The following is a 26052-nucleotide window of genomic DNA, read 5'->3' as shown; positions in this document are numbered from 1 at the left end:
GAAAAGTTTGAGCGGACCAAGCCGCACGTCAACGTTGGTACGATTGGTCACGTTGACCACGGCAAGACGACGCTGACGGCAGCGATCACGACGGTGCTGACGAAGAAGTTCGGCGGCGAAGCGAAGGCTTACGACCAGATCGACGCGGCACCGGAAGAAAAGGCGCGCGGTATCACGATCAATACTGCACACGTCGAGTACGAAACGGCTAACCGCCACTACGCACACGTCGACTGCCCGGGCCACGCTGACTATGTGAAGAACATGATCACGGGCGCGGCACAGATGGACGGCGCGATCCTGGTTTGCTCGGCAGCAGACGGCCCGATGCCGCAGACGCGTGAGCACATCCTGCTGGCACGTCAGGTTGGCGTTCCGTACATCATCGTGTTCCTGAACAAGTGCGACATGGTGGACGACGCCGAACTGCTCGAGCTGGTCGAGATGGAAGTTCGCGAACTCCTGTCGAAGTACGACTTCCCGGGCGACGACACGCCGATCGTGAAGGGTTCGGCCAAGCTGGCGCTGGAAGGCGACACGGGCGAGCTGGGCGAAGTGGCGATCATGAGCCTGGCCGACGCGCTGGACACGTACATCCCGACGCCGGAGCGTGCAGTTGACGGCGCGTTCCTGATGCCGGTGGAAGACGTGTTCTCGATCTCGGGCCGTGGTACGGTGGTGACGGGTCGTGTCGAGCGCGGCATCGTGAAGGTCGGCGAAGAAATCGAAATCGTCGGTATCAAGCCGACGGTGAAGACGACCTGCACGGGCGTTGAAATGTTCCGCAAGCTGCTGGACCAAGGTCAGGCAGGCGACAACGTCGGTATCCTGCTGCGCGGCACGAAGCGTGAAGACGTGGAGCGTGGCCAGGTTCTGGCGAAGCCGGGTTCGATCACGCCGCACACGCACTTCACGGCTGAAGTGTACGTGCTGAGCAAGGACGAAGGCGGCCGCCACACGCCGTTCTTCAACAACTACCGTCCGCAGTTCTACTTCCGTACGACGGACGTGACGGGCTCGATCGAGCTGCCGAAGGACAAGGAAATGGTGATGCCGGGCGACAACGTGTCGATCACGGTGAAGCTGATCGCTCCGATCGCGATGGAAGAAGGTCTGCGCTTCGCAATCCGCGAAGGTGGCCGTACCGTCGGCGCCGGCGTCGTCGCCAAGATCATCGAGTAAGCCAGTTATTCGTTGATCGACAGTTTTGGGGCTGGCAACAGCCAGCCCCAGCATGGTTTAGGGGTATAGCTCAACTGGCAGAGCGTCGGTCTCCAAAACCGAAGGTTGGGGGTTCGATTCCCTCTGCCCCTGCCAAAAATCGCCACGTGTCCCACGTGGCATTTGTTTTAAGGTGTTATGGCGAATCCATCCGTCGAAACTGTAAATACCTCCGGCGATAAGCTGATGCTGGCCCTGGGCGTATTGCTGGTCTTGGCCGGATTCGTGGGCTTCTTCTGGCTGGCCAACCAGCAGTGGTATGTCCGCGGTGCCGCATTGGCGGTAGGTATCATCGCCGGCGTGGCCGTCGGCCTGATGTCCGCACCTGGCAAGAGCCTCATCGCGTTTGCCAAGGATTCGTACAAGGAAGTCCGCAAGGTCGTTTGGCCCACCCGCAAGGAAGCAACGCAAACCACACTCGTCGTGTTCGGTTTCGTGCTCGTGATGGCGATTTTCCTCTGGTTGAGTGACAAATCGATCGAATGGGTGATTTTCTCGGCGATTCTGGGTTGGAAATGATATGAGCGATACTCCGGCATCCCCGAGCGGAAAGCGTTGGTACGTCGTGCACGCCTACTCCGGTATGGAGAAGAGCGTGCAGCGTGCGCTTCAAGAGCGCATCGAACGTGCTGGCATGCAGGATAAATTCGGTCAGATCTTGGTTCCGACCGAAGAAGTGGTCGAAGTCAAAGGTGGCCACAAGGCAGTAACCGAGCGTCGTTTCTTCCCCGGCTACGTGCTGGTGGAAATGGAAATGACGGACGAAACGTGGCACCTCGTGAAGAACACGGCGAAGGTCACGGGTTTCGTCGGCGGTGCGCGTAACCGCCCGACTCCGATTTCCCCGAAGGAAGTCGAAAAGATCATGTCGCAGATGCAGGAAGGCGTCGAGAAGCCGCGCCCGAAGACCCTGTTCGAAGTTGGCGAGATGGTGCGTGTCAAGGAAGGCCCGTTCACGGACTTCAACGGCACGGTCGAAGAAGTCAACTACGAAAAATCGCGCGTGCGTGTGTCGGTCACGATCTTTGGCCGATCCACTCCAGTCGAACTCGAGTTCGGCCAGGTCGAAAAAGTTTGATCCCGATTCGGTGGGCAGCCTCGGCTGCCCACCTTCGCGCTTACGGTCCGCGTTATGGCCGTTGAGGAGCGTCAGTAGCCAGCGGCGAACGCGCGTTATCACTCACCGAACGCCGTCTGGCGTTCTAACGAGGTTTACAAATGGCAAAGAAGATTGTCGGCTTTATCAAGCTGCAGATTCCTGCAGGTAAAGCCAACCCGTCGCCGCCGGTCGGTCCGGCACTGGGCCAGCGCGGCCTGAACATCATGGAGTTCTGCAAGGCGTTCAACGCGCAGACTCAAGGCATGGAGCCGGGTCTGCCGGTGCCGGTGGTCATCACGGCATACGCTGACAAGAGCTTCACGTTCGTGATGAAGACGCCGCCGGCAACCGTCCTGATCAAGAAGGCGGCGAAGGTGGACAAGGGCTCGAGCAAGCCGCACACCGACAAGGTCGGTTCGATCACGCGCGCTCAAGCCGAAGAAATCGCGAAGACCAAGATGCCGGACCTTACGGCAGCTGATCTGGACGCAGCCGTTCGCACCATCGCTGGTAGCGCACGCTCGATGGGCATCACTGTGGAGGGCGTGTAAATGGCTAAGATCTCCAAGCGCCGTCAGGCATTTGCCGCCAAGGTCGACCGTCAGAAGCTGTACGCGATCGAAGATGCACTGGCACTCGTGAAGGAATGCGCGAGCGCGAAGTTCAACGAATCGATCGACGTCGCAGTCCAGCTCGGCATCGATGCGAAGAAGTCGGACCAGGTCGTTCGTGGTTCGGTCGTTCTGCCGGCAGGTACGGGCAAGTCGGTTCGCGTTGCCGTGTTCGCGCAAGGCGAGAAGGCCGAGCAGGCTCGTGCAGCAGGCGCGGAAATCGTCGGTATGGAAGACCTGGCTGAGCAGATCAAGGCTGGCCAGATGGACTTCGACATCGTGATCGCTTCGCCGGACACGATGCGTATCGTCGGTACGCTCGGTCAGATCCTCGGCCCGCGCGGCCTGATGCCGAACCCGAAGGTTGGTACGGTCACGCCGGACGTCGCAACCGCCGTCAAGAACGCGAAGGCTGGTCAGGTGCAATTCCGTGTCGACAAGGCCGGTATCATCCACGCGACCATCGGCCGTGCATCGTTCGAATCGACTGCACTGCGTTCGAACCTGTCGGCGCTGATCGAAGCGCTGCAGAAGGCGAAGCCGGCAACGAGCAAGGGCGTCTACCTGCGCAAGATCGCACTGTCGAGCACGATGGGCGTCGGCGTGCGTGTCGACCAGGCTACGCTGGCAGCGTAAGAAAGTATTCGGGCCGCTTCGTTCGCGAAGCGGTCTACATGGGCTTTGGGCGGTTGTTCGTGCAGTTGGGCGGGCAACCGGTTATCAAAGACCGTTGGTGGGACGCAGCAGGCAGGCGTTCCCTTAATTCAAGCCAACGCAGATGGCGAACCCGAAAAAGTTTTGAAGTGGTGAAGCCGCAGGTCGTGAAGCGATTCACGGCGTGAGGTGGAAATACTCCTAACGAGGTCGGACGCCGTTGTTGAACGAGGTACGTGAGGTTTCGGCCATGCCGGCCGCGCCGAACGTATCGTTTCTGGAGGCTAACCGTGCCGCTTAATAGAGAAGACAAGCAAGCCGTCGTCGCTGAGGTTTCCGCGCAAGTCGCGAAGGCCCAGACCGTTGTGCTGGCTGAGTATCGTGGAATTGCGGTTGGCGATCTGACCAAGCTGCGCGCGAAAGCGCGTGAGCAACAGGTTTACCTGCGCGTGTTGAAGAACACGCTGGCGCGTCGCGCTGTTGAAGGTACCCCTTTTGCTCCGCTGGCAGAGCAGATGACTGGTCCGCTGATCTACGGCATCTCGGAAGATGCAATTGCCGCTGCTAAGGTCGTCAACGACTTCAGCAAGAGCAATGACAAGTTGGTCATCAAGGCTGGTTCGTTCGATGGCAAGGTGATGGACAAGGCTGGCGTGCAAGCGCTGGCAAGCATCCCGAGCCGTGAAGAACTGCTCTCGAAGCTGCTGTTCGTTATGCAATCGCCTGTTTCGGGCTTCGCGCGTGCTCTGGCCGCGCTCGCCGAGAAGAAGCAAGCGGAAGCTGCGTAAGCGAACGTGCATCAGCGTTACTGATCGCTGGCTGTATCCGAATTCAATTTAGGAGTATTTCAAATGGCAATCGCAAAAGAAGACATCCTGGCAGCAGTCGAAGGGATGACCGTTCTGGAACTGAACGAACTGGTCAAGGCGTTCGAAGAGAAGTTTGGCGTGTCGGCAGCTGCAGTGGCAGTCGCTGGCCCGGCAGGCGGCGGCGCTGCTGCTGCTGCAGAAGAAAAGACCGAATTCACGGTCGTTCTGGCTGAAGCAGGCAGCAACAAGGTTGCAGTCATCAAGGCAGTTCGCGAACTGACGGGCCTGGGCCTGAAGGAAGCGAAGGACGTCGTTGACGGCGCACCGAAGGCTGTCAAGGAAGGCGTCGACAAGGCTGCTGCTGAAGAAGCCAAGAAGAAGCTGGAAGAAGCTGGCGCGAAGGTCGAAGTCAAGTAAGTTTCGACGCGCTGTGCGAAGGCTGGCGGTATTTTCACCGCCGGCCTTTTTGTGCTTTGTGGGGACGTTATTCTGGCACTCATTCGGGAGCCCGAATAATCGGCCCCAGAAGCCAAAGAAAACCGCCGAATCGTTGTCAATGCATCGATTGGCGTTTCTCTTTGTCTTCTGAAGCGACTGCAGAAGGCAAGTTTGGTCGGGTAGCGGGCAACACAGGCATCCGCTGCCGTCAGCCAGCGGTTGGTAGCGGCCAACCACCAAGCTTCTCGGCTCGTTCAAGCCATCGGGCGGCCATCGGGTCTCAGTCGGTGAACACTCGGGTTTGAAACGTCCAGGTATCCCGCCTCGACAGCACCCGCCGTGATTCGGAGATCGTATGCAATATTCCTTCACCGAGAAGAAGCGCATTCGCAAGAGTTTCGCGAAGCGCCCCATCGTTCACCAAGTTCCGTTCTTGCTGGCCACCCAGCTTGAATCATTCAGCACGTTTCTGCAAGCCGATGTGCCTGGCGCGCAACGCAAGCCTGAAGGTTTGCAGGCCGCCTTCACATCGGTATTTCCCATTGTTTCGCACAACGGCTTCGCGCGCCTCGAGTTCGTGAGCTATGCGTTGTCCGCGCCGGCATTCAACATCAAGGAATGCCAGCAGCGTGGCCTGACGTACTGCTCCGCGCTGCGCGCGAAGGTCCGCCTCGTCATCCTCGACAAGGAATCGCCGAACAAGCCGGTCGTCAAGGAAGTGAAGGAGCAGGAAGTGTACATGGGCGAAATTCCGCTCATGACGCCGACGGGCTCGTTCGTCATCAACGGCACCGAGCGTGTCATCGTCTCGCAGCTGCACCGTTCGCCGGGCGTGTTCTTCGAACACGACAAGGGCAAGACGCACAGCTCGGGCAAGCTGCTGTTCTCGGCACGGATCATTCCGTACCGCGGCTCGTGGCTCGACTTCGAATTCGATCCGAAGGACATCCTGTACTTCCGCGTCGACCGTCGCCGCAAGATGCCGGTCACGATCCTGCTGAAGGCCATCGGCCTGACGCCGGAACAGATCCTCGCGAACTTCTTCGTGTTCGACAACTTCACGCTGATGGGCGAAGGCGCGCAACTCGAGTTCGTGCCCGAGCGCCTGCGTGGTGAAGTCGCGCGCTTCGACATCACGGATCGTGATGGCAAGGTCATCGTCCAGAAGGACAAGCGGATCAACGCGAAGCACATTCGCGATCTCGAAGCCGCGAAGACCAAGTTCATCTCGGTGCCGGAAGACTATCTGCTCGGCCGCGTGCTGGCGAAGAACGTCGTCGACGGCGACACCGGCGAAGTGATCGCGAGCGCGAACGACGAAGTCACGGAAAGCGTGCTCGAGAAGCTGCGCGAAGCGGACATCAAGGACATCCAGACGCTCTACACGAACGATCTGGACCAGGGTCCGTACATCTCGTCGACGCTGCGTGTCGACGAAACGACCGACAAGACGGCCGCGCGCATCGCGATCTACCGCATGATGCGTCCGGGCGAGCCGCCGACCGAAGAAGCGGTCGAGGCGCTGTTCAACCGTCTGTTCTACAGCGAAGAAGCGTACGACCTGTCGAAGGTCGGCCGCATGAAGTTCAACCGCCGCGTCGGCCGTGACGAGATCGTCGGCCCGATGACGCTGCAGGACGACGACATCCTCGCGACGATCAAGATCCTCGTCGAGCTGCGCAACGGCAAGGGCGAAGTGGACGACATCGACCACCTCGGCAACCGTCGCGTGCGTTGCGTCGGCGAACTGGCGGAGAACCAGTTCCGCGCGGGTCTCGTGCGTGTCGAGCGCGCGGTCAAGGAACGCCTCGGCCAGGCCGAAAGCGAAAACCTGATGCCGCACGACCTGATCAACTCGAAGCCGATTTCGTCGGCGATCCGCGAGTTCTTCGGTTCGTCGCAGCTGTCGCAGTTCATGGACCAGACCAACCCGCTGTCGGAAATCACGCACAAGCGCCGTGTTTCCGCACTGGGCCCGGGCGGTCTGACGCGCGAACGCGCAGGCTTCGAAGTGCGTGACGTGCACCCGACCCACTATGGCCGCGTGTGCCCGATCGAAACGCCGGAAGGTCCGAACATCGGTCTGATCAACTCGCTCGCACTGTACGCGCACCTGAACGAGTACGGCTTCCTCGAGACGCCGTACCGCAAGGTCGTGGACAGCAAGGTGACCGACCAGATCGACTACCTGTCGGCGATCGAGGAAGGCCGCTACATGATCGCGCAGGCGAACGCCGCGATCGACGAAAACGGCACGCTGATCGACGAACTCGTGTCGTCGCGTGAAGCCGGCGAAACGATGATGGTCACGCCGGACCGTATCCAGTACATGGACGTCGCGCCGTCGCAGATCGTGTCGGTTGCAGCTTCGCTGATCCCGTTCCTCGAGCACGACGATGCGAACCGTGCACTGATGGGTTCGAACATGCAGCGTCAGGCCGTGCCGTGTCTGCGTCCGGAAAAGCCGGTCGTCGGTACGGGCATCGAGCGCACCTGCGCGGTCGACTCGGGCACGACGGTCCAGGCGTTCCGCGGCGGCGTGGTCGACTACGTCGACGCAGGCCGTATCGTGATTCGCGTGAACGACGACGAAGCGGTCGCGGGTGAAGTCGGTGTCGACATCTACAACCTGATCAAGTACACGCGTTCGAACCAGAACACGAACATCAACCAGCGTCCGATCGTGAAGATGGGCGACAAGGTCTCGCGCGGCGACGTGCTGGCCGACGGCGCCTCGACGGACCTGGGCGAGCTCGCGCTCGGCCAGAACATGCTGATCGCGTTCATGCCGTGGAACGGCTACAACTTCGAAGACTCGATCCTGATCTCGGAGAAGGTCGTTGCGGACGATCGCTACACGTCGATCCACATCGAAGAGCTGAACGTCGTTGCACGCGACACGAAGCTCGGGCCGGAAGAAATCACGCGCGACATCTCGAACCTGGCGGAAGTCCAGCTCGGCCGTCTCGACGAATCGGGCATCGTGTACATCGGTGCTGAAGTCGAAGCCGGCGACGTGCTGGTCGGCAAGGTCACGCCGAAGGGCGAGACCCAGCTGACGCCGGAAGAGAAGCTGCTGCGCGCGATCTTCGGCGAGAAGGCTTCGGACGTGAAGGACACGTCGCTGCGCGTGCCGTCGGGCATGAGCGGCACCGTGATCGACGTCCAGGTGTTCACGCGTGAAGGCATCCAGCGCGACAAGCGCGCCCAACAGATCATCGACGACGAACTGAAGCGCTACCGTCTCGACCTGAACGACCAGCTGCGCATCGTGGAAGGCGACGCGTTCCAGCGTCTCGCACGCATGCTGGTGGGCAAGGTCGCGAACGGCGGTCCGAAGAAGCTCGCGAAGGGCACGAAGATCGACCAGGCTTACCTGGAAGACCTCGACCACTACCACTGGTTCGACATCCGCCTCGCGGACGACGAAGCAGCGGCATCGCTCGAAGCGATCAAGAACTCGATCGAAGAGAAGCGTCACCAGTTCGACCTCGCGTTCGAAGAGAAGCGCAAGAAGCTCACGCAAGGCGACGAACTGCCGCCGGGCGTGCTGAAGATGGTCAAGGTGTACCTCGCGGTCAAGCGTCGCCTGCAGCCTGGCGACAAGATGGCGGGCCGTCACGGTAACAAGGGTGTCGTGTCGAAGATCGTCCCGATCGAAGACATGCCGTACATGGCCGACGGCCGTCCGGCAGACGTCGTGCTGAACCCGCTGGGCGTTCCGTCGCGGATGAACGTGGGTCAGGTTCTGGAAGTGCACCTCGGCTGGGCCGCGAAGGGCCTCGGCTGGCGTATCGGCGAAATGCTGCAGCGTCAGGCGAAGATCGAGGAACTGCGCGTGTTCCTGACGAAGATCTACAACGAGTCGGGCCGCCAGGAAGACCTGGAAAGCTTCACCGACGACGAGATCCTCGAACTCGCGAAGAACCTGCGCGAAGGCGTGCCGTTTGCAACGCCGGTGTTCGACGGTGCGACCGAGGAAGAAATGGGCAAGATGCTCGACCTCGCGTTCCCGGACGACATCGCGGAACAGCTCGGCATGAACCCGTCGAAGAACCAGGTCCGCCTGTACGACGGCCGCACGGGTGAAATGTTCGAACGTCGCGTGACGCTCGGCTACATGCACTACCTGAAGCTGCACCACTTGGTCGACGACAAGATGCACGCACGTTCGACCGGCCCGTACTCGCTCGTCACGCAGCAGCCGCTGGGTGGTAAGGCGCAGTTCGGTGGCCAGCGTTTCGGTGAAATGGAAGTGTGGGCACTCGAAGCGTACGGCGCGTCCTACGTGCTGCAGGAAATGCTGACGGTGAAGTCGGACGACGTGACCGGCCGGACGAAGGTTTACGAGAACCTCGTCAAGGGCGATCACGTGATCGATGCAGGCATGCCGGAATCCTTCAACGTGCTCGTGAAGGAAATCCGCTCGCTCGGTATCGACATCGATCTCGACCGCAATTAATCGGACTACGGAGAGAAGGCAATGAAAGCTCTGCTCGATCTATTCAAGCAAGTCCAACAGGAAGAAGTTTTCGACGCGATCAAGATCGGTCTGGCCTCGCCGGACAAGATCCGTTCGTGGTCGTTCGGCGAAGTGAAGAAGCCGGAGACCATCAACTACCGTACGTTCAAGCCGGAACGCGATGGTCTGTTCTGCGCGAAGATCTTCGGGCCGATCAAGGACTACGAGTGCCTGTGCGGCAAGTACAAGCGCCTGAAGCACCGCGGCGTGATCTGCGAGAAGTGCGGCGTCGAAGTGACGCTGGCGAAGGTGCGTCGCGAACGGATGGGCCACATCGAGCTGGCCTCGCCGGTCGCGCACATCTGGTTCCTGAAGTCGCTGCCGTCGCGTCTGGGCATGGTGCTCGACATGACGCTGCGCGACATCGAACGCGTGCTGTACTTCGAAGCATACGTGGTGATCGAACCGGGCATGACGCCGCTGAAGGCGCGGCAGATCATGACCGAAGAGGATTACTACAACAAGGTCGAGGAATACGGCGACGAATTCCGTGCCGAGATGGGCGCGGAAGGCGTGCGTGAACTGCTGCGTGCGATCAACATCGACGAGCAGGTCGAGACGCTGCGCACCGAGCTGAAGAACACCGGCTCGGAAGCGAAGATCAAGAAGTACGCGAAGCGCCTGAAGGTCCTCGAGGCATTCCAGCGCTCGGGCATCAAGCCTGAGTGGATGATCCTCGAAGTGCTGCCGGTGCTGCCGCCGGAACTGCGTCCGCTCGTGCCGCTGGACGGCGGCCGTTTCGCGACGTCGGACCTGAACGACCTGTATCGCCGCGTGATCAACCGTAACAACCGGTTGAAGCGTCTGCTCGAGCTGAAGGCACCTGAAATCATCGTCCGCAACGAAAAGCGGATGCTGCAGGAAGCCGTCGACTCGCTGCTCGACAACGGTCGTCGCGGCAAGGCGATGACGGGCGCGAACAAGCGTCCGCTGAAGTCGCTCGCCGACATGATCAAGGGCAAGGGCGGTCGTTTCCGTCAGAACCTGCTGGGCAAGCGCGTCGACTACTCGGGCCGTTCGGTCATCGTGGTCGGCCCGACGCTGAAGCTGCACCAGTGCGGTCTGCCGAAGCTGATGGCGCTCGAGCTGTTCAAGCCGTTCATCTTCAACAAGCTGGAAGTGATGGGCGTCGCGACGACCATCAAGGCTGCGAAGAAGGAAGTCGAGAACCAGACGCCGGTGGTGTGGGACATCCTCGAAGAGGTGATCCGCGAGCACCCGGTGATGCTGAACCGTGCGCCGACGCTGCACCGTCTCGGTATCCAGGCGTTCGAGCCGGTGCTGATCGAAGGCAAGGCGATTCAGCTGCACCCGCTCGTCTGCGCGGCGTTCAACGCCGACTTCGACGGTGACCAGATGGCCGTTCACGTGCCGCTGTCGCTCGAAGCGCAGATGGAAGCGCGTACGCTGATGCTGGCGTCGAACAACGTGCTGTTCCCGGCCAACGGCGATCCGTCGATCGTGCCGTCGCAGGATATCGTGCTGGGTCTGTACTACGCGACCCGCGAAGCGATCAACGGCAAGGGCGAAGGCCTGTCGTTCACCGGCGTGTCGGAAGTGATCCGCGCGTACGAGAACAAGGAAGTCGAGCTGGCCTCGCGCGTCAACGTGCGGATCACCGAAATGGTCCGCAACGAGGACACGTCGGAAGGCGCGCCGGAATTCGTGCCGAAGATCTCGCTGTACGCGACGACCGTCGGTCGCGCGATCCTGTCGGAGATCCTGCCGCACGGCCTGCCGTTCTCGGTGCTGAACAAGCCGCTGAAGAAGAAGGAAATCTCGCGCCTGATCAACACTGCATTCCGCAAGTGCGGTCTGCGTGCGACGGTCGTGTTCGCCGACCAGCTGATGCAGTCGGGTTTCCGCCTCGCGACGCGTGCCGGCATTTCGATCTGCGTGGACGACATGCTCGTGCCGCCGCAGAAGGAAACGATCGTCGGCGACGCTGCGAAGAAGGTGAAGGAGTACGACCGCCAGTACATGTCGGGTCTCGTCACCGCGCAGGAACGCTACAACAACGTGGTCGACATCTGGTCGGCAACGTCGGAAGCGGTCGGCAAGGCGATGATGGAGCAGCTGTCGACGGAGCCGGTGACGGACCGCGACGGCAACGAGACGCGCCAGGAGTCGTTCAACTCGATCTACATGATGGCCGACTCGGGCGCCCGGGGTTCGGCGGTGCAGATTCGTCAGCTGGCCGGTATGCGAGGCCTGATGGCGAAGCCGGACGGCTCGATTATCGAGACGCCGATTACCGCGAACTTCCGCGAAGGCCTGAACGTGTTGCAGTACTTCATCTCGACCCACGGCGCACGTAAGGGTCTGGCTGATACGGCACTGAAGACCGCGAACTCGGGTTACCTGACGCGTCGTCTCGTCGACGTCACGCAGGATCTGGTGGTGGTCGAGGACGATTGCGGCACGTCGAACGGCGTCGCGATGAAGGCGCTGGTCGAAGGCGGTGAAGTCGTCGAGGCGCTGCGCGACCGTATCCTCGGCCGCGTCGCGGTCGCGGACGTCGTGAACCCGGAAACGCAGGAAACGCTGTACGAATCGGGCACGCTGCTCGACGAAACGGCGGTCGAGGAAATCGAACGCCTCGGCATCGACGAAGTGCGCGTGCGCACGCCGCTGACCTGCGAAACGCGTTACGGTCTGTGCGCGGCCTGCTACGGCCGTGACCTCGGCCGCGGCTCGCTCGTGAACGTCGGCGAAGCAGTCGGCGTGATCGCGGCACAGTCGATCGGTGAGCCGGGCACGCAGCTGACGATGCGTACGTTCCACATCGGTGGTGCGGCATCGCGTGCGGCAGTGGCGTCGTCGGTCGAAGCGAAGAGCAACGGTATCGTGCGTTTCACGGCGACGATGCGTTACGTCACCAACGCGAAGGGCGAGCAGATCGTCATTTCGCGTTCGGGCGAGGCGCTGATCACCGACGATTTCGGTCGCGAGCGCGAGCGTCACAAAGTGCCGTACGGCGCGACGCTGCTGCAACTCGACGGCGCGACGATCAAGGCCGGCACGCAGCTGGCGACGTGGGACCCGATGACGCGTCCGATCATCACCGAGTACGGTGGTACGGTGAAGTTCGAGAACGTCGAGGAAGGCGTGACCGTCGCGAAGCAGATCGACGACGTGACCGGCCTGTCGACGCTGGTCGTGATCGACGTGAAGCGTCGTGGTTCGCAAGCTTCGAAGAGCGTGCGTCCGCAGGTGAAACTGCTCGACGCGAACGGCGACGAAGTGAAGATCCCGGGCACGGAGCACGCAGTGCAGATCGGCTTCCAGGTCGGCGCACTGATCACCGTGAAGGACGGCCAGCAAGTGCAGGTGGGTGAAGTGCTTGCACGTATCCCGACCGAAGCGCAGAAGACGCGTGACATTACCGGCGGTCTGCCGCGGGTGGCGGAACTGTTCGAAGCGCGTTCGCCGAAGGACGCCGGCATTCTCGCGGAAGTCACCGGTACGACGTCGTTCGGCAAGGACACGAAGGGCAAGCAGCGTCTCGTCATCACGGACCTCGAAGGCAATCAGCACGAGTTCCTGATCGCGAAGGAAAAGCAGGTCCTGGTCCACGATGCTCAGGTCGTCAACAAGGGCGAAATGATCGTGGACGGCCCGGCCGATCCGCACGACATCCTGCGTCTGCAGGGTATCGAGGCGCTGTCGCGCTACATCGTCGACGAAGTGCAGGACGTGTATCGTCTGCAGGGCGTGAAGATCAACGACAAGCACATCGAGGTGATCGTTCGCCAGATGCTGCGTCGTGTGCAGATCACCGACAACGGTGATACGCGCTTCATTCCGGGCGAACAGGTCGAGCGTTCCGACATGCTGGACGAGAACGATCGCATGATCGCCGAGGGCAAGCGCCCGGCTTCGTACGACAACGTGCTCCTCGGTATCACGAAGGCGTCGCTGTCGACCGACTCGTTCATCTCCGCGGCATCGTTCCAGGAAACGACCCGCGTGCTGACCGAAGCGGCGATCATGGGCAAGCGCGACGATCTGCGCGGCCTGAAGGAAAACGTGATCGTCGGCCGTCTGATCCCGGCCGGTACGGGTCTCGCGTTCCACAAGGCACGCAAGGCGAAGGAGATGTCCGACCGCGAGCGTTTCGACCAGATCGCAGCGGAAGAGGCATTCGACTTCGGTACGCCGAGCGCGCCGGCGGAAGAGCCGCAACACCCGGCAGCCGAATAAGCGCGGGCGGCGCGAGCCGCCTCACGCTGCCGTATTCGCTGTCATCGAAACCGCCCGGTCCGCCGGGCGGTTTTTTTTATCCGTCGTTCACGTGCATGACGGGCTTGCCGCACGGTCGCGCAGGCCCGTCATGCGCGCGCTCGAACCCTGTCCGATCGGCCAACGTTGCACGATTCGCCGCGCGCTGCGCGAGCGGGTTGTTAAAATTGCGGTCATCCTTCCGCCGTCCTCGTTCTCACTCATGTCCCGCGCCCTCGAAATCCTCGACGAAGTTTTTGGTTATTCCGCCTTTCGCGGCCAGCAGGGCGAGATCGTCGAACACGTCGCCGGCGGCGGTGATTGCCTCGTGCTGATGCCGACGGGCGGCGGCAAGTCGCTGTGCTACCAGATCCCGGCGCTGCTGCGCCGCGAGGCCGGGCAGGGCGCGGGCATCGTGGTGTCGCCGCTGATCGCGCTGATGCAGGACCAGGTCGCCGCGCTGAGCGAAGTCGGCGTGCGCGCGGCCTACCTGAACTCGACACTGTCGGGCGCCGAGGCCGCGGCGACCGAGCGCGCGCTGCGCGAGGGCGAGATCGACCTGCTGTACGTCGCGCCCGAGCGGCTGATGACGGGCCGCTTCCTCGACCTGCTCGAGCGCGCGAAGATCGGCCTGTTCGCGATCGACGAGGCGCACTGCGTGTCGCAGTGGGGGCATGACTTCCGTCCCGAATACATCCAGCTGTCGGTGCTGCACGAACGCTTCCCGTCGGTGCCGCGCATCGCGCTGACCGCCACTGCCGACGCGATCACGCGCGACGAGATCATCCATCGCCTCGCGCTCGACGACGCGCGCGTGTTCGTGTCGAGCTTCGATCGTCCGAACATCCGTTACCGTATCGTCGAGAAGGACAACGCGCGTTCGCAGCTGCTCGACTTCATCCGCGCGGAACACACGAACGCGGACGGCACGACCGACGCGGGCGTCGTCTACTGCCTGTCGCGCCGCAAGGTCGAGGAAACGGCCGAATGGCTGAAGGCTCAGGGTGTGCGCGCGCTGCCGTATCACGCGGGGATGGAGTTCGAGGTACGGCAGAAGCACCAGGAAATGTTCCAGCGCGAGGAAGGCATCGTGATGTGCGCGACGATCGCGTTCGGCATGGGCATCGACAAGCCGGATGTGCGCTTTGTCGCGCACCTCGATTTGCCGAAGAGCGTCGAGGGCTACTACCAGGAAACCGGCCGTGCGGGCCGCGACGGGATGCCGGCGAATGCGTGGATGGCGTACGGGCTCGGCGACGTCGTCCAGCAGCGCAAGATGATCGACGAGTCCGATGCGGACGACGCGCACAAGCGCGTGCAGACGTCGAAGCTCGACGCGTTGCTCGGGTTGTGCGAGACGATCTCGTGCCGGCGCGTGCGGCTCCTGAACTACTTCGGCGAGGCGAGCCAGCCGTGCGGCAACTGCGACACGTGCCTCGAACCGCCCGATTCATGGGACGCGACGCGCGAGGCGCAGATGGCGCTGTCATGCGTATTCCGCGCGCAGCGCGCGAGCGGCTTCAATTTCGGCTCGAGCCATCTGATCGAGATCCTGCGCGGCGGCCGCACGGAGAAAGTGTTGCAGCGCGGCCACGATCAGCTCAGCACGTTCGGGATCGGCGCATCGCTGTCCGAACCCGAGTGGCGCGCGATTTTCCGGCAACTCGTCGCGTACGGCTATCTCGCGGTCGACCATGGCGGCTTCGGCGCGCTGATGCTGACCGAGGCCGCGAAGCCGGTGCTGAAGAACGAGGAGAAGGTCACGCTGCGCCGCTACGTGAAGCCGCAGCGCACGCGCCAGTCGTCGAGCCGCAGCGGCACGCGCGTCGACCCGACGGCCGGCATGGGCACGCGCGAGCGCGCACGCTGGGACGCGCTGCGCGCGTGGCGCGCGGAAACCGCGAAGTCGGACGGCGTGCCGGCCTACGTGATCTTCCACGATGCGACGCTGGCCGAAATCGCGCGCAACGCGCCAGAGACGATCGACGACCTGCGCCATATCCCCGGCATGGGCGTGCGCAAGCTCGAACGCTTCGGCGACGAGATCATCGACGTCGTCGAATCGGCGTGACACAGGTGTTCCGACCCTTCCGGTAAACCGCCCGCGCGGCTGGCAAATCACGCAAGCCGTTGACTTAGTTGGCATTTCCGGAATATCATGCTGGGTTCCGGTATTCGGTGGGCCGTGTCGCGTTCGAAAGCTCGCACCCGATTCGCCGGTTCGGAAGTCAACTGTGCGTCGATTCTCGCTTTGCCCGAAATCGATGTGCAGATTTTGTTCAATTTCAGGAATAAACAATGCCAACCATCAACCAACTGGTTCGCAAAGGCCGTCAGTCGGAAACGACGAAGAGCAAGAGCCCGGCCCTGCAGGACTGCCCCCAGCGTCGCGGCGTGTGCACCCGTGTGTACACGACGACGCCGAAGAAGCCGAACTCGGCACTCCGTAAGGTCGCCAAGGTTCGTCTGACGAACGGCTTCGAAGTGATTTCGTACATCGGCGGTGAAGGCCACAACCTGCAGGAACACTCGGTTGTGCTGATCCGCGGCGGCCGTGTGAAGGACTTGCCGGGTGTGCGTTACCACATGGTTCGCGGCTCGCTGGATACCCAGGGCGTCAAGGACCGTAAGCAAGCGCGCTCGAAGTACGGCGCGAAGCGTGCAAAGGCTGCCAAGTAAGCAGTTTTTGATCAGGGATCGCCGCAGGGCGGTCAAGGCGGGAGTGCCGGATTGCCGGTGCTGTCGAGTAAGTGGTCACCCGGCCAAGCTGGTTAGTCGTGAAGATGTGATCGGGTTTGTTGGTGGCCGCGGAGCTGGAACCAGCTCCAACTGAACAAGTAAAGGAAGAATCATGCCGCGTCGTCGCGAAGTCCCCAAGCGGGAAGTGTTGCCGGATCCGAAGTTCGGCAACGTTGATGTTGCCAAGTTCATGAACATGCTGATGCTGTCCGGCAAGAAGTCGGTTGCAGAGCGCATCGTTTATGGCGCATTCGAACAAATCCAGACCAAGGGTGGCAAGGACCCGCTGGAAGTGTTCACGGTTGCGCTCAACAACGTGAAGCCGGTGGTCGAAGTGAAGAGCCGCCGCGTTGGTGGTGCCAACTATCAAGTTCCGGTCGAAGTGCGCCCGTCGCGTCGTATGGCATTGGCGATGCGCTGGCTGCGTGAGGCTGCGAAGAAGCGCAGCGAGAAGTCGATGGCTCTGCGCCTGGCAGGTGAACTCTCCGAAGCGGCCGAAGGCCGTGGCGGCGCGATGAAGAAGCGCGATGAAGTTCACCGCATGGCAGAAGCCAACCGCGCGTTCTCGCATTTCCGTTTCTAAGCGCCTGGCTGGGCTGTTTGCGGAAATAAATTCCGGGCGGGTGCGCTTTTCAGGCGCCTCGCCCGTTTGTGTTGAAGCATGATGCAGCTGGGCTGCATCATGTCATCCCAGTAGAGGATCAAAGTGGCTCGCAAGACTCCTATCGAGCGCTACCGCAATATCGGTATTAGCGCTCACATCGACGCCGGCAAAACGACGACGACCGAGCGCATTCTGTTTTACACCGGTGTGAACCACAAGATCGGTGAAGTCCACGACGGCGCAGCAACGATGGACTGGATGGAGCAGGAACAAGAGCGTGGCATCACGATCACGTCCGCTGCTACCACGGCCTTCTGGAAGGGCATGGGCGGCAACTATCCGGAACACCGCATCAACATCATCGACACCCCGGGCCACGTCGACTTCACGATCGAAGTGGAGCGTTCGATGCGCGTGCTCGACGGCGCGTGCATGGTGTACTGCGCAGTGGGCGGCGTGCAGCCGCAGTCGGAAACGGTGTGGCGCCAGGCTAACAAGTACAAGGTGCCCCGTCTCGCGTTCGTCAACAAGATGGACCGTACCGGCGCGAACTTCTTCAAGGTCTACGACCAGCTCCGTCTGCGCCTGAAGGCGAACCCGGTTCCGGTCGTGGTGCCGATCGGCTCGGAAGAAAACTTCAAGGGCGTGGTCGACCTGATCAAGATGAAGGCGATCATTTGGGACGAAGCGTCGCAAGGCACGAAGTTCGACTACGTCGACATCCCGGCCGAGCTCGCCGAGACCTGCAAGGAATGGCGCGAAAAGATGGTCGAAGTGGCTGCTGAAGCCAGCGAAGACCTGATGAACAAGTACCTGGAAGAAGGCGATCTGCCGGAAGCCGACATCGTCAAGGCGCTGCGCGACCGTACGATCGCGTGCGAAATCCAGCCGATGCTGTGCGGTACCGCGTTCAAGAACAAGGGCGTGCAGCGTATGCTCGACGCCGTGATCGACTTCCTGCCGTCGCCGGTCGACATCCCGCCGGTCAAGGGCGAACTCGAAAACGGTGAAGAAGCAGAGCGCAAGGCGTCGGACGAAGAGAAGTTCTCGTCGCTCGCGTTCAAGATCATGACCGACCCGTTCGTCGGCCAGCTGATCTTCTTCCGTGTGTACTCGGGCGTCGTCAATTCGGGCGACACGCTGCTGAACTCGACCAAGGGCAAGAAGGAACGCCTCGGCCGGATTCTGCAGATGCACGCGAACCAGCGTGAAGAAATCAAGGAAGTCCGTGCGGGCGACATCGCTGCTGCGGTCGGCCTGAAGGAAGCGACCACGGGCGACACGCTGTGCGACCCGGCGAACCCGATCGTTCTCGAACGCATGGTGTTCCCGGAGCCGGTGATTTCGCAGGCTGTCGAGCCGAAGACCAAGGCTGACCAGGAAAAGATGGGCCTCGCGCTGAACCGTCTGGCGCAGGAAGATCCGTCGTTCCGCGTGCAGACCGACGAAGAGTCGGGTCAGACCATCATTTCGGGCATGGGCGAGCTCCACCTCGAAATTCTGGTCGACCGGATGAAGCGTGAATTCGGCGTGGAAGCGACCGTCGGCAAGCCGCAGGTTGCATACCGCGAAACGATCCGTTCGACGGCGAAGGATGTCGACGGCAAGTTCGTCAAGCAGTCGGGTGGTCGCGGCCAGTACGGTCACGCGGTCATCACGCTCGAGCCGAACGAACAAGGCAAGGGCTACGAGTTCTTCGACGAGATCAAGGGTGGTGTGATTCCGCGTGAATACATCCCGGCGGTCGACAAGGGTATCCAGGACACGCTGAAGTCGGGCGTGCTGGCTGGCTTCCCGGTCGTCGACGTCAAGGTTCACCTGACGTTCGGTTCGTACCACGACGTTGACTCGAACGAAAACGCGTTCCGCATGGCCGGTTCGATGGCGTTCAAGGAAGCGATGCGCAAGGCGAACCCGGTCGTCCTCGAGCCGATGATGGCTGTCGAAGTCGAGACGCCGGAAGACTACATGGGCAACGTGATGGGCGACCTGTCGGGCCGTCGCGGCATCGTCCAGGGCATGGAAGACATGGTTGGCGGCGGCAAGATCGTTCGCGCCGAAGTGCCGCTGTCGGAAATGTTCGGTTACTCGACGTCGCTGCGTTCGCTGACGCAAGGTCGTGCAACGTACACGATGGAGTTCAAGCACTACGCTGAAGCTCCGCGCAACGTTGCTGAAGCGATCATCAGCGCGAAGTCGAAGTAAATCTGCAGCTACCAACCGATATTTTTTGAAAGAAGAGAATCATGGCAAAAGAAAAGTTTGAGCGGACCAAGCCGCACGTCAACGTTGGTACGATTGGTCACGTTGACCACGGCAAGACGACGCTGACGGCAGCGATCACGACGGTGCTGACGAAGAAGTTCGGCGGCGAAGCGAAGGCTTACGACCAGATCGACGCGGCACCGGAAGAAAAGGCGCGCGGTATCACGATCAACACGGCACACGTCGAGTACGAAACGGCTAACCGCCACTACGCACACGTCGACTGCCCGGGCCACGCTGACTATGTGAAGAACATGATCACGGGCGCGGCACAGATGGACGGCGCGATCCTGGTTTGCTCGGCAGCAGACGGCCCGATGCCGCAGACGCGTGAGCACATCCTGCTGGCACGTCAGGTTGGCGTTCCGTACATCATCGTGTTCCTGAACAAGTGCGACATGGTGGACGACGCCGAACTGCTCGAGCTGGTCGAGATGGAAGTTCGCGAACTCCTGTCGAAGTACGACTTCCCGGGCGACGACACGCCGATCGTGAAGGGTTCGGCCAAGCTGGCGCTGGAAGGCGACACGGGCGAGCTGGGCGAAGTGGCGATCATGAGCCTGGCCGACGCGCTGGACACGTACATCCCGACGCCGGAGCGTGCAGTTGACGGCGCGTTCCTGATGCCGGTGGAAGACGTGTTCTCGATCTCGGGCCGTGGTACGGTGGTGACGGGTCGTGTCGAGCGCGGCATCGTGAAGGTCGGCGAAGAAATCGAAATCGTCGGTATCAAGCCGACGGTGAAGACGACCTGCACGGGCGTTGAAATGTTCCGCAAGCTGCTGGACCAAGGTCAGGCAGGCGACAACGTCGGTATCCTGCTGCGCGGCACGAAGCGTGAAGACGTGGAGCGTGGCCAGGTTCTGGCGAAGCCGGGTTCGATCACGCCGCACACGCACTTCACGGCTGAAGTGTACGTGCTGAGCAAGGACGAAGGCGGCCGCCACACGCCGTTCTTCAACAACTACCGTCCGCAGTTCTACTTCCGTACGACGGACGTGACGGGCTCGATCGAGCTGCCGAAGGACAAGGAAATGGTGATGCCGGGCGACAACGTGTCGATCACGGTGAAGCTGATCGCTCCGATCGCGATGGAAGAAGGTCTGCGCTTCGCAATCCGCGAAGGCGGCCGTACCGTCGGCGCCGGCGTCGTCGCCAAGATCATCGAGTAATATCGACGATCCGCGGATCCCTCCGGGGTCCGCGATTCCACGGTAGGCAGTCGTACCGTCGAAACCGGGTGTCCAGTTCGATCTGGCACCCGGTTTTTCTTTGTGGCGTGCGCGTTGCCATATTGACAAACGCACACCACCGCTTCGATTTTTCGTGTAGAATCGCGGGCTTAGCAGTGGAAGTACCGTTCGGGACCGGGCGCCTCGCTCCCCGCAGGCAACAGGTTTCGCGTTCTTTTAGTGTCCGGCGATGCAACATCGCCTCGCTCTTTTCAAGGAATCGTCATGCAGCAACAGAAAATCCGCATTCGCCTGAAGGCTTTCGACTATCGTCTGATCGATCAATCGGCTGCCGAGATCGTCGATACCGCGAAGCGGACTGGCGCAATCGTCCGTGGCCCGGTGCCGCTGCCGACGCGCATCCAGCGTTTTGACATCCTGCGTTCGCCGCACGTCAACAAGACGTCGCGCGATCAGCTCGAAATCCGTACCCACCAGCGCCTGATGGACATCGTCGATCCGACCGACAAGACGGTTGACGCGCTGATGAAGCTCGACCTGCCGGCTGGCGTCGACGTGGAAATCAAGCTGCAGTAAGGCTTTCGGCGCCTCCCGGCGTGTCGGGTGGTGCTAAGTCTTTGTATTGCTTGCGGAAATCGAGAAGTCGGGCTATACTGCTTGGCTTTTCGCGTATTCGCGTAAAAAAGTTGGGCCTTGCGTGCCCGGCATTTTGTAAATCAGCCCCGACCAATCGCAGTCGGGAATGGAGAAAATGATGAGCCTTGGACTCGTAGGTCGCAAGGTTGGCATGACCCGTATCTTCACGGCTGAAGGGGATTCGATTCCCGTCACCGTGCTGGACGTGTCGGACAACCGCGTGACGCAGATCAAGACTGTTGAAACCGACGGCTACACGGCCGTGCAGGTTGCATTCGGCTCCCGCCGCGCATCGCGCGTGACGAAGCCGCTGGCAGGTCATCTCGCCAAAGCCGGTGTCGAAGCCGGTGAAATCCTCAAGGAATTCCGCATTGACGCGGCCAAGGCAGCTGAGCTGTCGAATGGCGCCGTGGTCGGTGCTGATCTTTTCGAAGTAGGCCAGAAGGTCGACGTGCAAGGCGTGTCGATCGGTAAGGGCTACGCCGGTACGATCAAGCGTTACAACTTCTCCTCCGGCCGTGCTACCCACGGTAACTCGCGCTCGCACAACGTGCCGGGCTCGATCGGTATGGCGCAGGATCCGGGTCGCGTTTTCCCGGGTAAGCGCATGACGGGTCACCTCGGTGACGTTACGGTGACGGTGCAGAACCTCGAAATCGCTCGTATCGACGCAGAGCGCAAGCTGCTGCTCGTCAAGGGCGCGATTCCGGGCGCGAAGGGCGGCAAGGTTTTCGTGACGCCGGCCGTCAAGACCAAGGGGGCGAAATAATGGAACTCAAGCTCCTGAACGAAAATGGTCAGGAAGGTGCAGTGGTCAACGCGTCGGACGTCGTGTTCGGTCGTGACTACAACGAAGCGCTGATCCACCAGGTCGTCGTCGCGTACCAGGCGAATGCTCGCCAGGGTAACCGCGCACAGAAGGACCGCGAGCAAGTCAAGCACACCACCAAGAAGCCGTGGCGTCAGAAGGGTACGGGCCGCGCTCGTGCCGGTATGTCGTCGAGCCCGTTGTGGCGTGGCGGTGGTCGCATCTTCCCGAACTCGCCGGAAGAAAACTTCTCGCACAAGGTCAACAAGAAGATGCATCGCGCAGGTCTCTGCTCGATCTTCTCGCAGCTGGCCCGCGAAGGCCGTCTGTCGGTCGTCGAGGACATCATCCTCGAAGCGCCGAAGACCAAGCTGCTGGCTGACAAATTCAAGACCATGGGTCTCGACTCCGTTCTGATCATCACGGACACGGTCGACGAGAACCTGTACCTGGCTTCGCGCAACCTGCCGCACGTGGCGATTGTCGAGCCGCGCTACGCTGACCCGCTGTCGCTGATCTACTTCAAGAAAGTGCTGGTCACGAAGGCTGCGGTCGCCCAGATCGAGGAGTTGCTGTCATGAGCGAGATTCGCAAGAACGATCATCGTTTGATGCAGGTCCTGCTCGCACCGGTGATCTCGGAAAAGGCGACGCTGGTTGCCGACAAGAACGAGCAAGTCGTGTTCGAAGTCGCACCGGATGCCACGAAGCAGGAAGTGAAGGCGGCTGTCGAGCTGCTGTTCAAGGTTGAAGTTGATTCGGTCAACGTGCTGGTTCAGAAGGGCAAGCAAAAGCGCTTCGGCCGTTCGATGGGCCGCCGCAAGGACGTGAAGAAGGCGTACGTTTGCCTGAAGCCCGGCCAGGAAATCAACTTTGAAGCGGAGGCCAAGTAATCATGGCAATCGTGAAAGTTAAGCCGACATCGCCGGGTCGCCGCGCGATGGTCAAGGTGGTCAACAAGAACCTGCACCAGGGCAAGCCGTTCGCGGCACTGCTCGACTCGCAGAGCTCGACCGCCGGCCGTAACAACAACGGCCGTATCACCACGCGTCACAAGGGTGGTGGTCACAAGCAGCACTATCGTATCGTCGATTTCCGTCGCACGAAGGATGGCATTCCGGCAAAGGTCGAGCGTCTCGAGTACGACCCGAACCGTAGCGCGAACATCGCGCTGGTGCTCTACGCAGACGGCGAGCGTCGCTACATCATCGCCCCGAAGGGCCTGACCGTCGGCCAACAGCTGATGTCGGGTTCGGAAGCGCCGATCCGTGCAGGCAACACGCTGCCGATCCGCAACATTCCGGTCGGTACGACGATCCACTGCATCGAGATGCTGCCGGGCAAGGGCGCGCAAATGGCGCGTTCGGCTGGCACGTCGGCCATGCTGCTGGCACGTGAAGGCGTCTACGCGCAGGTTCGTCTGCGTTCGGGCGAAATCCGCCGCGTGCACATCGAGTGCCGTGCAACGATCGGTGAAGTCGGTAACGAAGAGCATAGCCTGCGCCAGATCGGCAAGGCTGGCGCGAACCGCTGGCGCGGTATCCGCCCGACGGTGCGTGGCGTTGCGATGAACCCGGTTGATCACCCGCACGGTGGTGGTGAGGGCAAGACGGCTGCAGGTCGCGACCCGGTGAGCCCGTGGGGTACGCCGGCTAAGGGTTACCGCACCCGCAGCAACAAGCGCACGACGACGATGATCGTCCAGCGCCGTCACAAGCGTTAAGGAGTAGGCAATGGCACGTTCTGTAAAAAAAGGTCCGTTCTGCGACGCCCATTTGCTGAAGAAAGTTGAGGCGGCTGCAGCTTCGCGCGACAAAAAGCCGATCAAGACCTGGTCGCGTCGCTCGACGATTCTGCCGGATTTCATCGGCCTGACGATCGCTGTTCACAACGGCCGTCAACACGTTCCGGTGTACATCTCGGAAAACATGGTCGGCCACAAGCTTGGCGAGTTCGCACTGACCCGTACGTTCAAGGGTCACGCGGCCGACAAGAAGGCCAAGAAATAAGGGGCAATCAAGATGGAAGTGAAAGCAATTCATCGCGGTGCCCGCATCTCGGCGCAAAAAACGCGCCTTGTGGCTGACCAGATCCGCGGTTTGCCGGTCGACAAGGCGCTGAACGTTCTGACGTTCTCGCCGAAGAAGGCGGCTGGCATCGTGAAGAAGGTTGTGCTGTCGGCAATCGCGAATGCGGAGCACAACGAAGGCGCTGATATCGACGAGCTCAAGATCAAGAGCATCTACGTCGACAAGGCGGCATCGCTCAAGCGTTTCACCGCGCGCGCCAAGGGCCGCGGTAACCGCATCGAGAAGCAATCCTGTCACATCACTGTGACGGTCGGGAATTAAGGAGCCATACGATGGGACAGAAAATTCATCCGACTGGCTTCCGCCTGGCTGTCAGCCGCAATTGGGCTTCGCGTTGGTACGCGAACAACAACAATTTCGCGGCGATGCTGCAGGAAGACATCGGTGTTCGTGAATACCTGAAGAAGAAGCTGAAGAACGCTTCGGTCGGTCGGGTGGTCATCGAGCGTCCGGCGAAGAACGCGCGCATCACGATTTACAGCTCGCGTCCGGGCGTCGTCATCGGCAAGAAGGGCGAGGATATCGAACAGCTGAAGACGGAACTGCAACGCCGCATGGGCGTGCCGGTTCACGTCAACATCGAAGAAATCCGCAAGCCGGAAACCGATGCGCAACTGATCGCTGACTCGATCACGCAACAGCTCGAGCGCCGGATCATGTTCCGTCGCGCGATGAAGCGTGCGATGCAGAACGCGATGCGTCTGGGTGCCCAAGGCATCAAGATCATGAGCGCAGGCCGTCTGAACGGTATCGAAATCGCTCGTACGGAGTGGTATCGCGAAGGTCGCGTGCCCCTTCACACGCTGCGTGCCGACATCGACTACGCGACCTCGGAAGCGAAGACGACCTACGGGATCATCGGCGTCAAGGTGTGGGTGTACAAGGGCGACACGCTCGGCCGTAATGACGCGCCGGTGGTCGAAGAAGTAGCCGAAGACAAGCGTCCGCGTCGCAATGCGCGTCCGGGCGACCGTCGTCCGCGCCGTGACGGCGAAGGCGGCGCTCCGGGTGCTCGTCGTGGCGCACCGCGCCGTGGCGCCGGCAAGCCCGAAGACGGCAAGACTGGAGAATAACGATGCTGCAACCGAAACGCAGAAAGTATCGTAAAGAGCAGAAGGGTCGTAACACCGGCAAGGCGACGCGCGGCAACGCAGTGTCGTTCGGTGAATTCGGTCTGAAGGCGATCGGTCGCGGTCGTTTGACCGCACGTCAGATTGAAGCGGCGCGTCGTGCAATGACGCGTCACATCAAGCGTGGCGGCCGCATCTGGATCCGGATCTTCCCGGACAAGCCGATTTCGCAAAAGCCGGCAGAAGTGCGTATGGGTAACGGTAAGGGTAACCCGGAGTACTACGTCGCCGAGATCCAGCCGGGCAAGATGCTCTATGAAATGGACGGCGTAACCGAAGAACTGGCACGCGAAGCGTTCCGTCTGGCTGCAGCCAAGCTGCCGCTGAAGACGGCATTCATCGTGCGCCAGCTCGGCGCCTAAGGAGAAAACATGAAGGCTTCCGAACTTCTCCAGAAAGACCAGGCCGCGCTCAACAAGGAGCTGGCGGACCTGCTGAAGGCGCAATTCGGCCTGCGCATGCAACTCGCGACCCAGCAGCTCACGAACACGAGCCAGCTGAAGAAGGTTCGTCGCGACATCGCACGTGTGCGGACCGTCATGACTCAGAAGGCGAACCAGAAATGAACGATAGCGTGAAAACCTCGCTGAAGCGGACGCTGGTCGGTCGGGTCGTCAGCAACAAGATGGACAAGACCGTCACCGTGCTGATCGAGCACCGCGTCAAGCACCCGATCTACGGCAAGTATGTCGTGCGCTCGAAGAAGTACCACGCGCATGATGAAGCGAACACCTGCAACGAAGGCGATCTCGTCGAAATCCAGGAAACTCGTCCTGTTTCGAAGACGAAGGCCTGGACGGTGTCGCGCCTCGTCGAAGCAGCTCGCGTCATCTAAGCGGGCAGAGCAGTAGGCAGTAACAAGCACTTCGCCACGAAGTGCTTGAAATCGCAAAGTTTTTGCTTGCGTGACCAGGGTTATTTGTTATAATCCTGGTCTTCCCTCTTTATGGGAGCCCCGTCGCGGGCGAAGTTGGTGGGGGAAGCGGACTGGCGCCAGCCTGTCCGAAAGATTC

The 26052-nt window shown here is 61.2% G+C and carries 25 protein-coding genes and 1 tRNA gene; all 26 read left to right on the top strand.

Features of this window, described 5'->3' with window-relative positions:
* A partial coding sequence (gene tuf / locus DID99_RS32620) for an elongation factor Tu (RefSeq protein ID WP_034191706.1) occupies positions 1-1182 on the top strand: 1182 nt, incomplete at its 5' end.
* Between the two features lie 59 nt (positions 1183-1241).
* A tRNA-Trp gene (locus DID99_RS32615) sits at positions 1242-1317 on the top strand.
* A 42-nt stretch (positions 1318-1359) separates the two neighbouring features.
* On the top strand, positions 1360-1740 hold the full coding sequence (secE, locus tag DID99_RS32610) for a preprotein translocase subunit SecE (protein WP_006482892.1): 381 nt from the start codon (positions 1360-1362) through the stop codon (positions 1738-1740).
* 1 nt (position 1741) lies between these two features.
* Positions 1742-2299, top strand: coding sequence for a transcription termination/antitermination protein NusG (gene nusG / locus DID99_RS32605; RefSeq protein WP_006400672.1), 558 nt, complete (start codon positions 1742-1744; stop codon positions 2297-2299).
* A 140-nt stretch (positions 2300-2439) separates the two neighbouring features.
* Positions 2440-2871 (top strand): 50S ribosomal protein L11, encoded by a 432-nt coding sequence (gene rplK / locus DID99_RS32600; protein ID WP_006400671.1) that lies wholly within the window; start codon positions 2440-2442, stop codon positions 2869-2871.
* Entirely contained in the window at positions 2872-3567 is a 696-nt protein-coding gene (gene rplA / locus DID99_RS32595; RefSeq protein WP_044849038.1) for a 50S ribosomal protein L1, read from the top strand.
* 308 nt (positions 3568-3875) lie between these two features.
* Entirely contained in the window at positions 3876-4373 is a 498-nt protein-coding gene (gene rplJ, locus DID99_RS32590) for a 50S ribosomal protein L10 (protein WP_021161756.1), read from the top strand.
* A gap of 63 nt (positions 4374-4436) precedes the next feature.
* Positions 4437-4811, top strand: coding sequence for a 50S ribosomal protein L7/L12 (gene rplL / locus DID99_RS32585; RefSeq protein WP_021161757.1), 375 nt, complete (start codon positions 4437-4439; stop codon positions 4809-4811).
* A gap of 376 nt (positions 4812-5187) precedes the next feature.
* Positions 5188-9294: a DNA-directed RNA polymerase subunit beta gene (rpoB, locus tag DID99_RS32580; protein ID WP_044849037.1), complete on the top strand. Its 4107-nt coding sequence runs from the start codon at positions 5188-5190 to the stop codon at positions 9292-9294.
* Positions 9295-9315: 21 nt separating this feature from the next.
* Complete coding sequence (gene rpoC / locus DID99_RS32575) at positions 9316-13557, top strand: DNA-directed RNA polymerase subunit beta' (RefSeq protein WP_044849036.1); 4242 nt, start codon at positions 9316-9318, stop codon at positions 13555-13557.
* A gap of 241 nt (positions 13558-13798) precedes the next feature.
* Positions 13799-15646, top strand: a complete 1848-nt coding sequence (gene recQ, locus DID99_RS32570; protein ID WP_044849035.1) for a DNA helicase RecQ — start codon at positions 13799-13801, stop codon at positions 15644-15646.
* A gap of 227 nt (positions 15647-15873) precedes the next feature.
* Positions 15874-16254, top strand: a complete 381-nt coding sequence (gene rpsL, locus DID99_RS32560) for a 30S ribosomal protein S12 (RefSeq protein ID WP_006400662.1) — start codon at positions 15874-15876, stop codon at positions 16252-16254.
* Between the two features lie 172 nt (positions 16255-16426).
* The gene (rpsG, locus tag DID99_RS32555; protein WP_006477195.1) at positions 16427-16897 is read left to right on the top strand and encodes a 30S ribosomal protein S7; all 471 of its coding nucleotides are present in this window, start codon (positions 16427-16429) and stop codon (positions 16895-16897) included.
* A gap of 123 nt (positions 16898-17020) precedes the next feature.
* Positions 17021-19123, top strand: a complete 2103-nt coding sequence (gene fusA / locus DID99_RS32550) for an elongation factor G (protein WP_044849034.1) — start codon at positions 17021-17023, stop codon at positions 19121-19123.
* Between the two features lie 41 nt (positions 19124-19164).
* Entirely contained in the window at positions 19165-20355 is a 1191-nt protein-coding gene (tuf, locus tag DID99_RS32545; protein WP_006482910.1) for an elongation factor Tu, read from the top strand.
* Between the two features lie 285 nt (positions 20356-20640).
* The gene (gene rpsJ, locus DID99_RS32540) at positions 20641-20952 is read left to right on the top strand and encodes a 30S ribosomal protein S10 (protein ID WP_004199280.1); all 312 of its coding nucleotides are present in this window, start codon (positions 20641-20643) and stop codon (positions 20950-20952) included.
* A gap of 178 nt (positions 20953-21130) precedes the next feature.
* The gene (gene rplC, locus DID99_RS32535) at positions 21131-21781 is read left to right on the top strand and encodes a 50S ribosomal protein L3 (RefSeq protein ID WP_006752926.1); all 651 of its coding nucleotides are present in this window, start codon (positions 21131-21133) and stop codon (positions 21779-21781) included.
* Positions 21781-22401 carry a 50S ribosomal protein L4 gene (rplD, locus tag DID99_RS32530; RefSeq protein ID WP_006477192.1) on the top strand — a complete coding sequence of 207 codons (621 nt, stop codon included), beginning with the start codon at positions 21781-21783 and terminating at the stop codon, positions 22399-22401. The genes rplC and rplD overlap by 1 nt, the downstream gene beginning before the upstream one ends.
* Entirely contained in the window at positions 22398-22712 is a 315-nt protein-coding gene (gene rplW / locus DID99_RS32525; protein ID WP_004199275.1) for a 50S ribosomal protein L23, read from the top strand. The genes rplD and rplW overlap by 4 nt, the downstream gene beginning before the upstream one ends.
* 2 nt (positions 22713-22714) lie before the next feature.
* Complete coding sequence (rplB, locus tag DID99_RS32520) at positions 22715-23542, top strand: 50S ribosomal protein L2 (RefSeq protein ID WP_006482900.1); 828 nt, start codon at positions 22715-22717, stop codon at positions 23540-23542.
* A gap of 10 nt (positions 23543-23552) precedes the next feature.
* Complete coding sequence (rpsS, locus tag DID99_RS32515) at positions 23553-23828, top strand: 30S ribosomal protein S19 (RefSeq protein ID WP_004199273.1); 276 nt, start codon at positions 23553-23555, stop codon at positions 23826-23828.
* A 12-nt stretch (positions 23829-23840) separates the two neighbouring features.
* The gene (rplV, locus tag DID99_RS32510) at positions 23841-24170 is read left to right on the top strand and encodes a 50S ribosomal protein L22 (protein ID WP_004199272.1); all 330 of its coding nucleotides are present in this window, start codon (positions 23841-23843) and stop codon (positions 24168-24170) included.
* A gap of 11 nt (positions 24171-24181) precedes the next feature.
* Positions 24182-24982 (top strand): 30S ribosomal protein S3, encoded by an 801-nt coding sequence (gene rpsC, locus DID99_RS32505; RefSeq protein WP_006482899.1) that lies wholly within the window; start codon positions 24182-24184, stop codon positions 24980-24982.
* A gap of 2 nt (positions 24983-24984) precedes the next feature.
* A complete protein-coding gene (rplP, locus tag DID99_RS32500) occupies positions 24985-25401 on the top strand; it encodes a 50S ribosomal protein L16 (protein WP_006482873.1) in 417 nt (138 codons plus the stop codon).
* A gap of 9 nt (positions 25402-25410) precedes the next feature.
* Positions 25411-25605 (top strand): 50S ribosomal protein L29, encoded by a 195-nt coding sequence (rpmC, locus tag DID99_RS32495; RefSeq protein ID WP_006400652.1) that lies wholly within the window; start codon positions 25411-25413, stop codon positions 25603-25605.
* Positions 25602-25874, top strand: coding sequence for a 30S ribosomal protein S17 (rpsQ, locus tag DID99_RS32490; protein ID WP_006752928.1), 273 nt, complete (start codon positions 25602-25604; stop codon positions 25872-25874). Before rpmC ends, rpsQ begins: the two co-directional genes overlap by 4 nt.
* Positions 25875-26052 lie beyond the last annotated feature (178 nt).

This window comes from Burkholderia sp. Bp8986, from assembly GCF_003854225.1.
GTDB lineage: Bacteria > Pseudomonadota > Gammaproteobacteria > Burkholderiales > Burkholderiaceae > Burkholderia.
The sequence above is the reverse complement of the archived record's forward strand: the minus strand, read 5'-3'. Positions and strand labels throughout refer to the sequence as shown.

Excerpts from the sequence above, each read along its gene's own strand:
- secE (WP_006482892.1), top strand. The coding sequence starts at position 1,360 with ATGGCGAATCCATCCGTCGAAACTGTAAATACCTCCGGCGATAAGCTG.
- nusG (WP_006400672.1), top strand. The coding sequence starts at position 1,742 with ATGAGCGATACTCCGGCATCCCCGAGCGGAAAGCGTTGGTACGTCGTG.
- rplK (WP_006400671.1), top strand. The coding sequence starts at position 2,440 with ATGGCAAAGAAGATTGTCGGCTTTATCAAGCTGCAGATTCCTGCAGGT.
- rplA (WP_044849038.1), top strand. The coding sequence starts at position 2,872 with ATGGCTAAGATCTCCAAGCGCCGTCAGGCATTTGCCGCCAAGGTCGAC.
- rplL (WP_021161757.1), top strand. The coding sequence starts at position 4,437 with ATGGCAATCGCAAAAGAAGACATCCTGGCAGCAGTCGAAGGGATGACC.
- rpoB (WP_044849037.1), top strand. The coding sequence starts at position 5,188 with ATGCAATATTCCTTCACCGAGAAGAAGCGCATTCGCAAGAGTTTCGCG.
- rpoC (WP_044849036.1), top strand. The coding sequence starts at position 9,316 with ATGAAAGCTCTGCTCGATCTATTCAAGCAAGTCCAACAGGAAGAAGTT.
- recQ (WP_044849035.1), top strand. The coding sequence starts at position 13,799 with ATGTCCCGCGCCCTCGAAATCCTCGACGAAGTTTTTGGTTATTCCGCC.
- rpsL (WP_006400662.1), top strand. The coding sequence starts at position 15,874 with ATGCCAACCATCAACCAACTGGTTCGCAAAGGCCGTCAGTCGGAAACG.
- rpsG (WP_006477195.1), top strand. The coding sequence starts at position 16,427 with ATGCCGCGTCGTCGCGAAGTCCCCAAGCGGGAAGTGTTGCCGGATCCG.
- tuf (WP_006482910.1), top strand. The coding sequence starts at position 19,165 with ATGGCAAAAGAAAAGTTTGAGCGGACCAAGCCGCACGTCAACGTTGGT.
- rpsJ (WP_004199280.1), top strand. The coding sequence starts at position 20,641 with ATGCAGCAACAGAAAATCCGCATTCGCCTGAAGGCTTTCGACTATCGT.
- rplC (WP_006752926.1), top strand. The coding sequence starts at position 21,131 with ATGAGCCTTGGACTCGTAGGTCGCAAGGTTGGCATGACCCGTATCTTC.
- rplD (WP_006477192.1), top strand. The coding sequence starts at position 21,781 with ATGGAACTCAAGCTCCTGAACGAAAATGGTCAGGAAGGTGCAGTGGTC.
- rplW (WP_004199275.1), top strand. The coding sequence starts at position 22,398 with ATGAGCGAGATTCGCAAGAACGATCATCGTTTGATGCAGGTCCTGCTC.
- rplB (WP_006482900.1), top strand. The coding sequence starts at position 22,715 with ATGGCAATCGTGAAAGTTAAGCCGACATCGCCGGGTCGCCGCGCGATG.
- rpsS (WP_004199273.1), top strand. The coding sequence starts at position 23,553 with ATGGCACGTTCTGTAAAAAAAGGTCCGTTCTGCGACGCCCATTTGCTG.
- rplV (WP_004199272.1), top strand. The coding sequence starts at position 23,841 with ATGGAAGTGAAAGCAATTCATCGCGGTGCCCGCATCTCGGCGCAAAAA.
- rpsC (WP_006482899.1), top strand. The coding sequence starts at position 24,182 with ATGGGACAGAAAATTCATCCGACTGGCTTCCGCCTGGCTGTCAGCCGC.
- rplP (WP_006482873.1), top strand. The coding sequence starts at position 24,985 with ATGCTGCAACCGAAACGCAGAAAGTATCGTAAAGAGCAGAAGGGTCGT.
- rpmC (WP_006400652.1), top strand. The coding sequence starts at position 25,411 with ATGAAGGCTTCCGAACTTCTCCAGAAAGACCAGGCCGCGCTCAACAAG.
- rpsQ (WP_006752928.1), top strand. The coding sequence starts at position 25,602 with ATGAACGATAGCGTGAAAACCTCGCTGAAGCGGACGCTGGTCGGTCGG.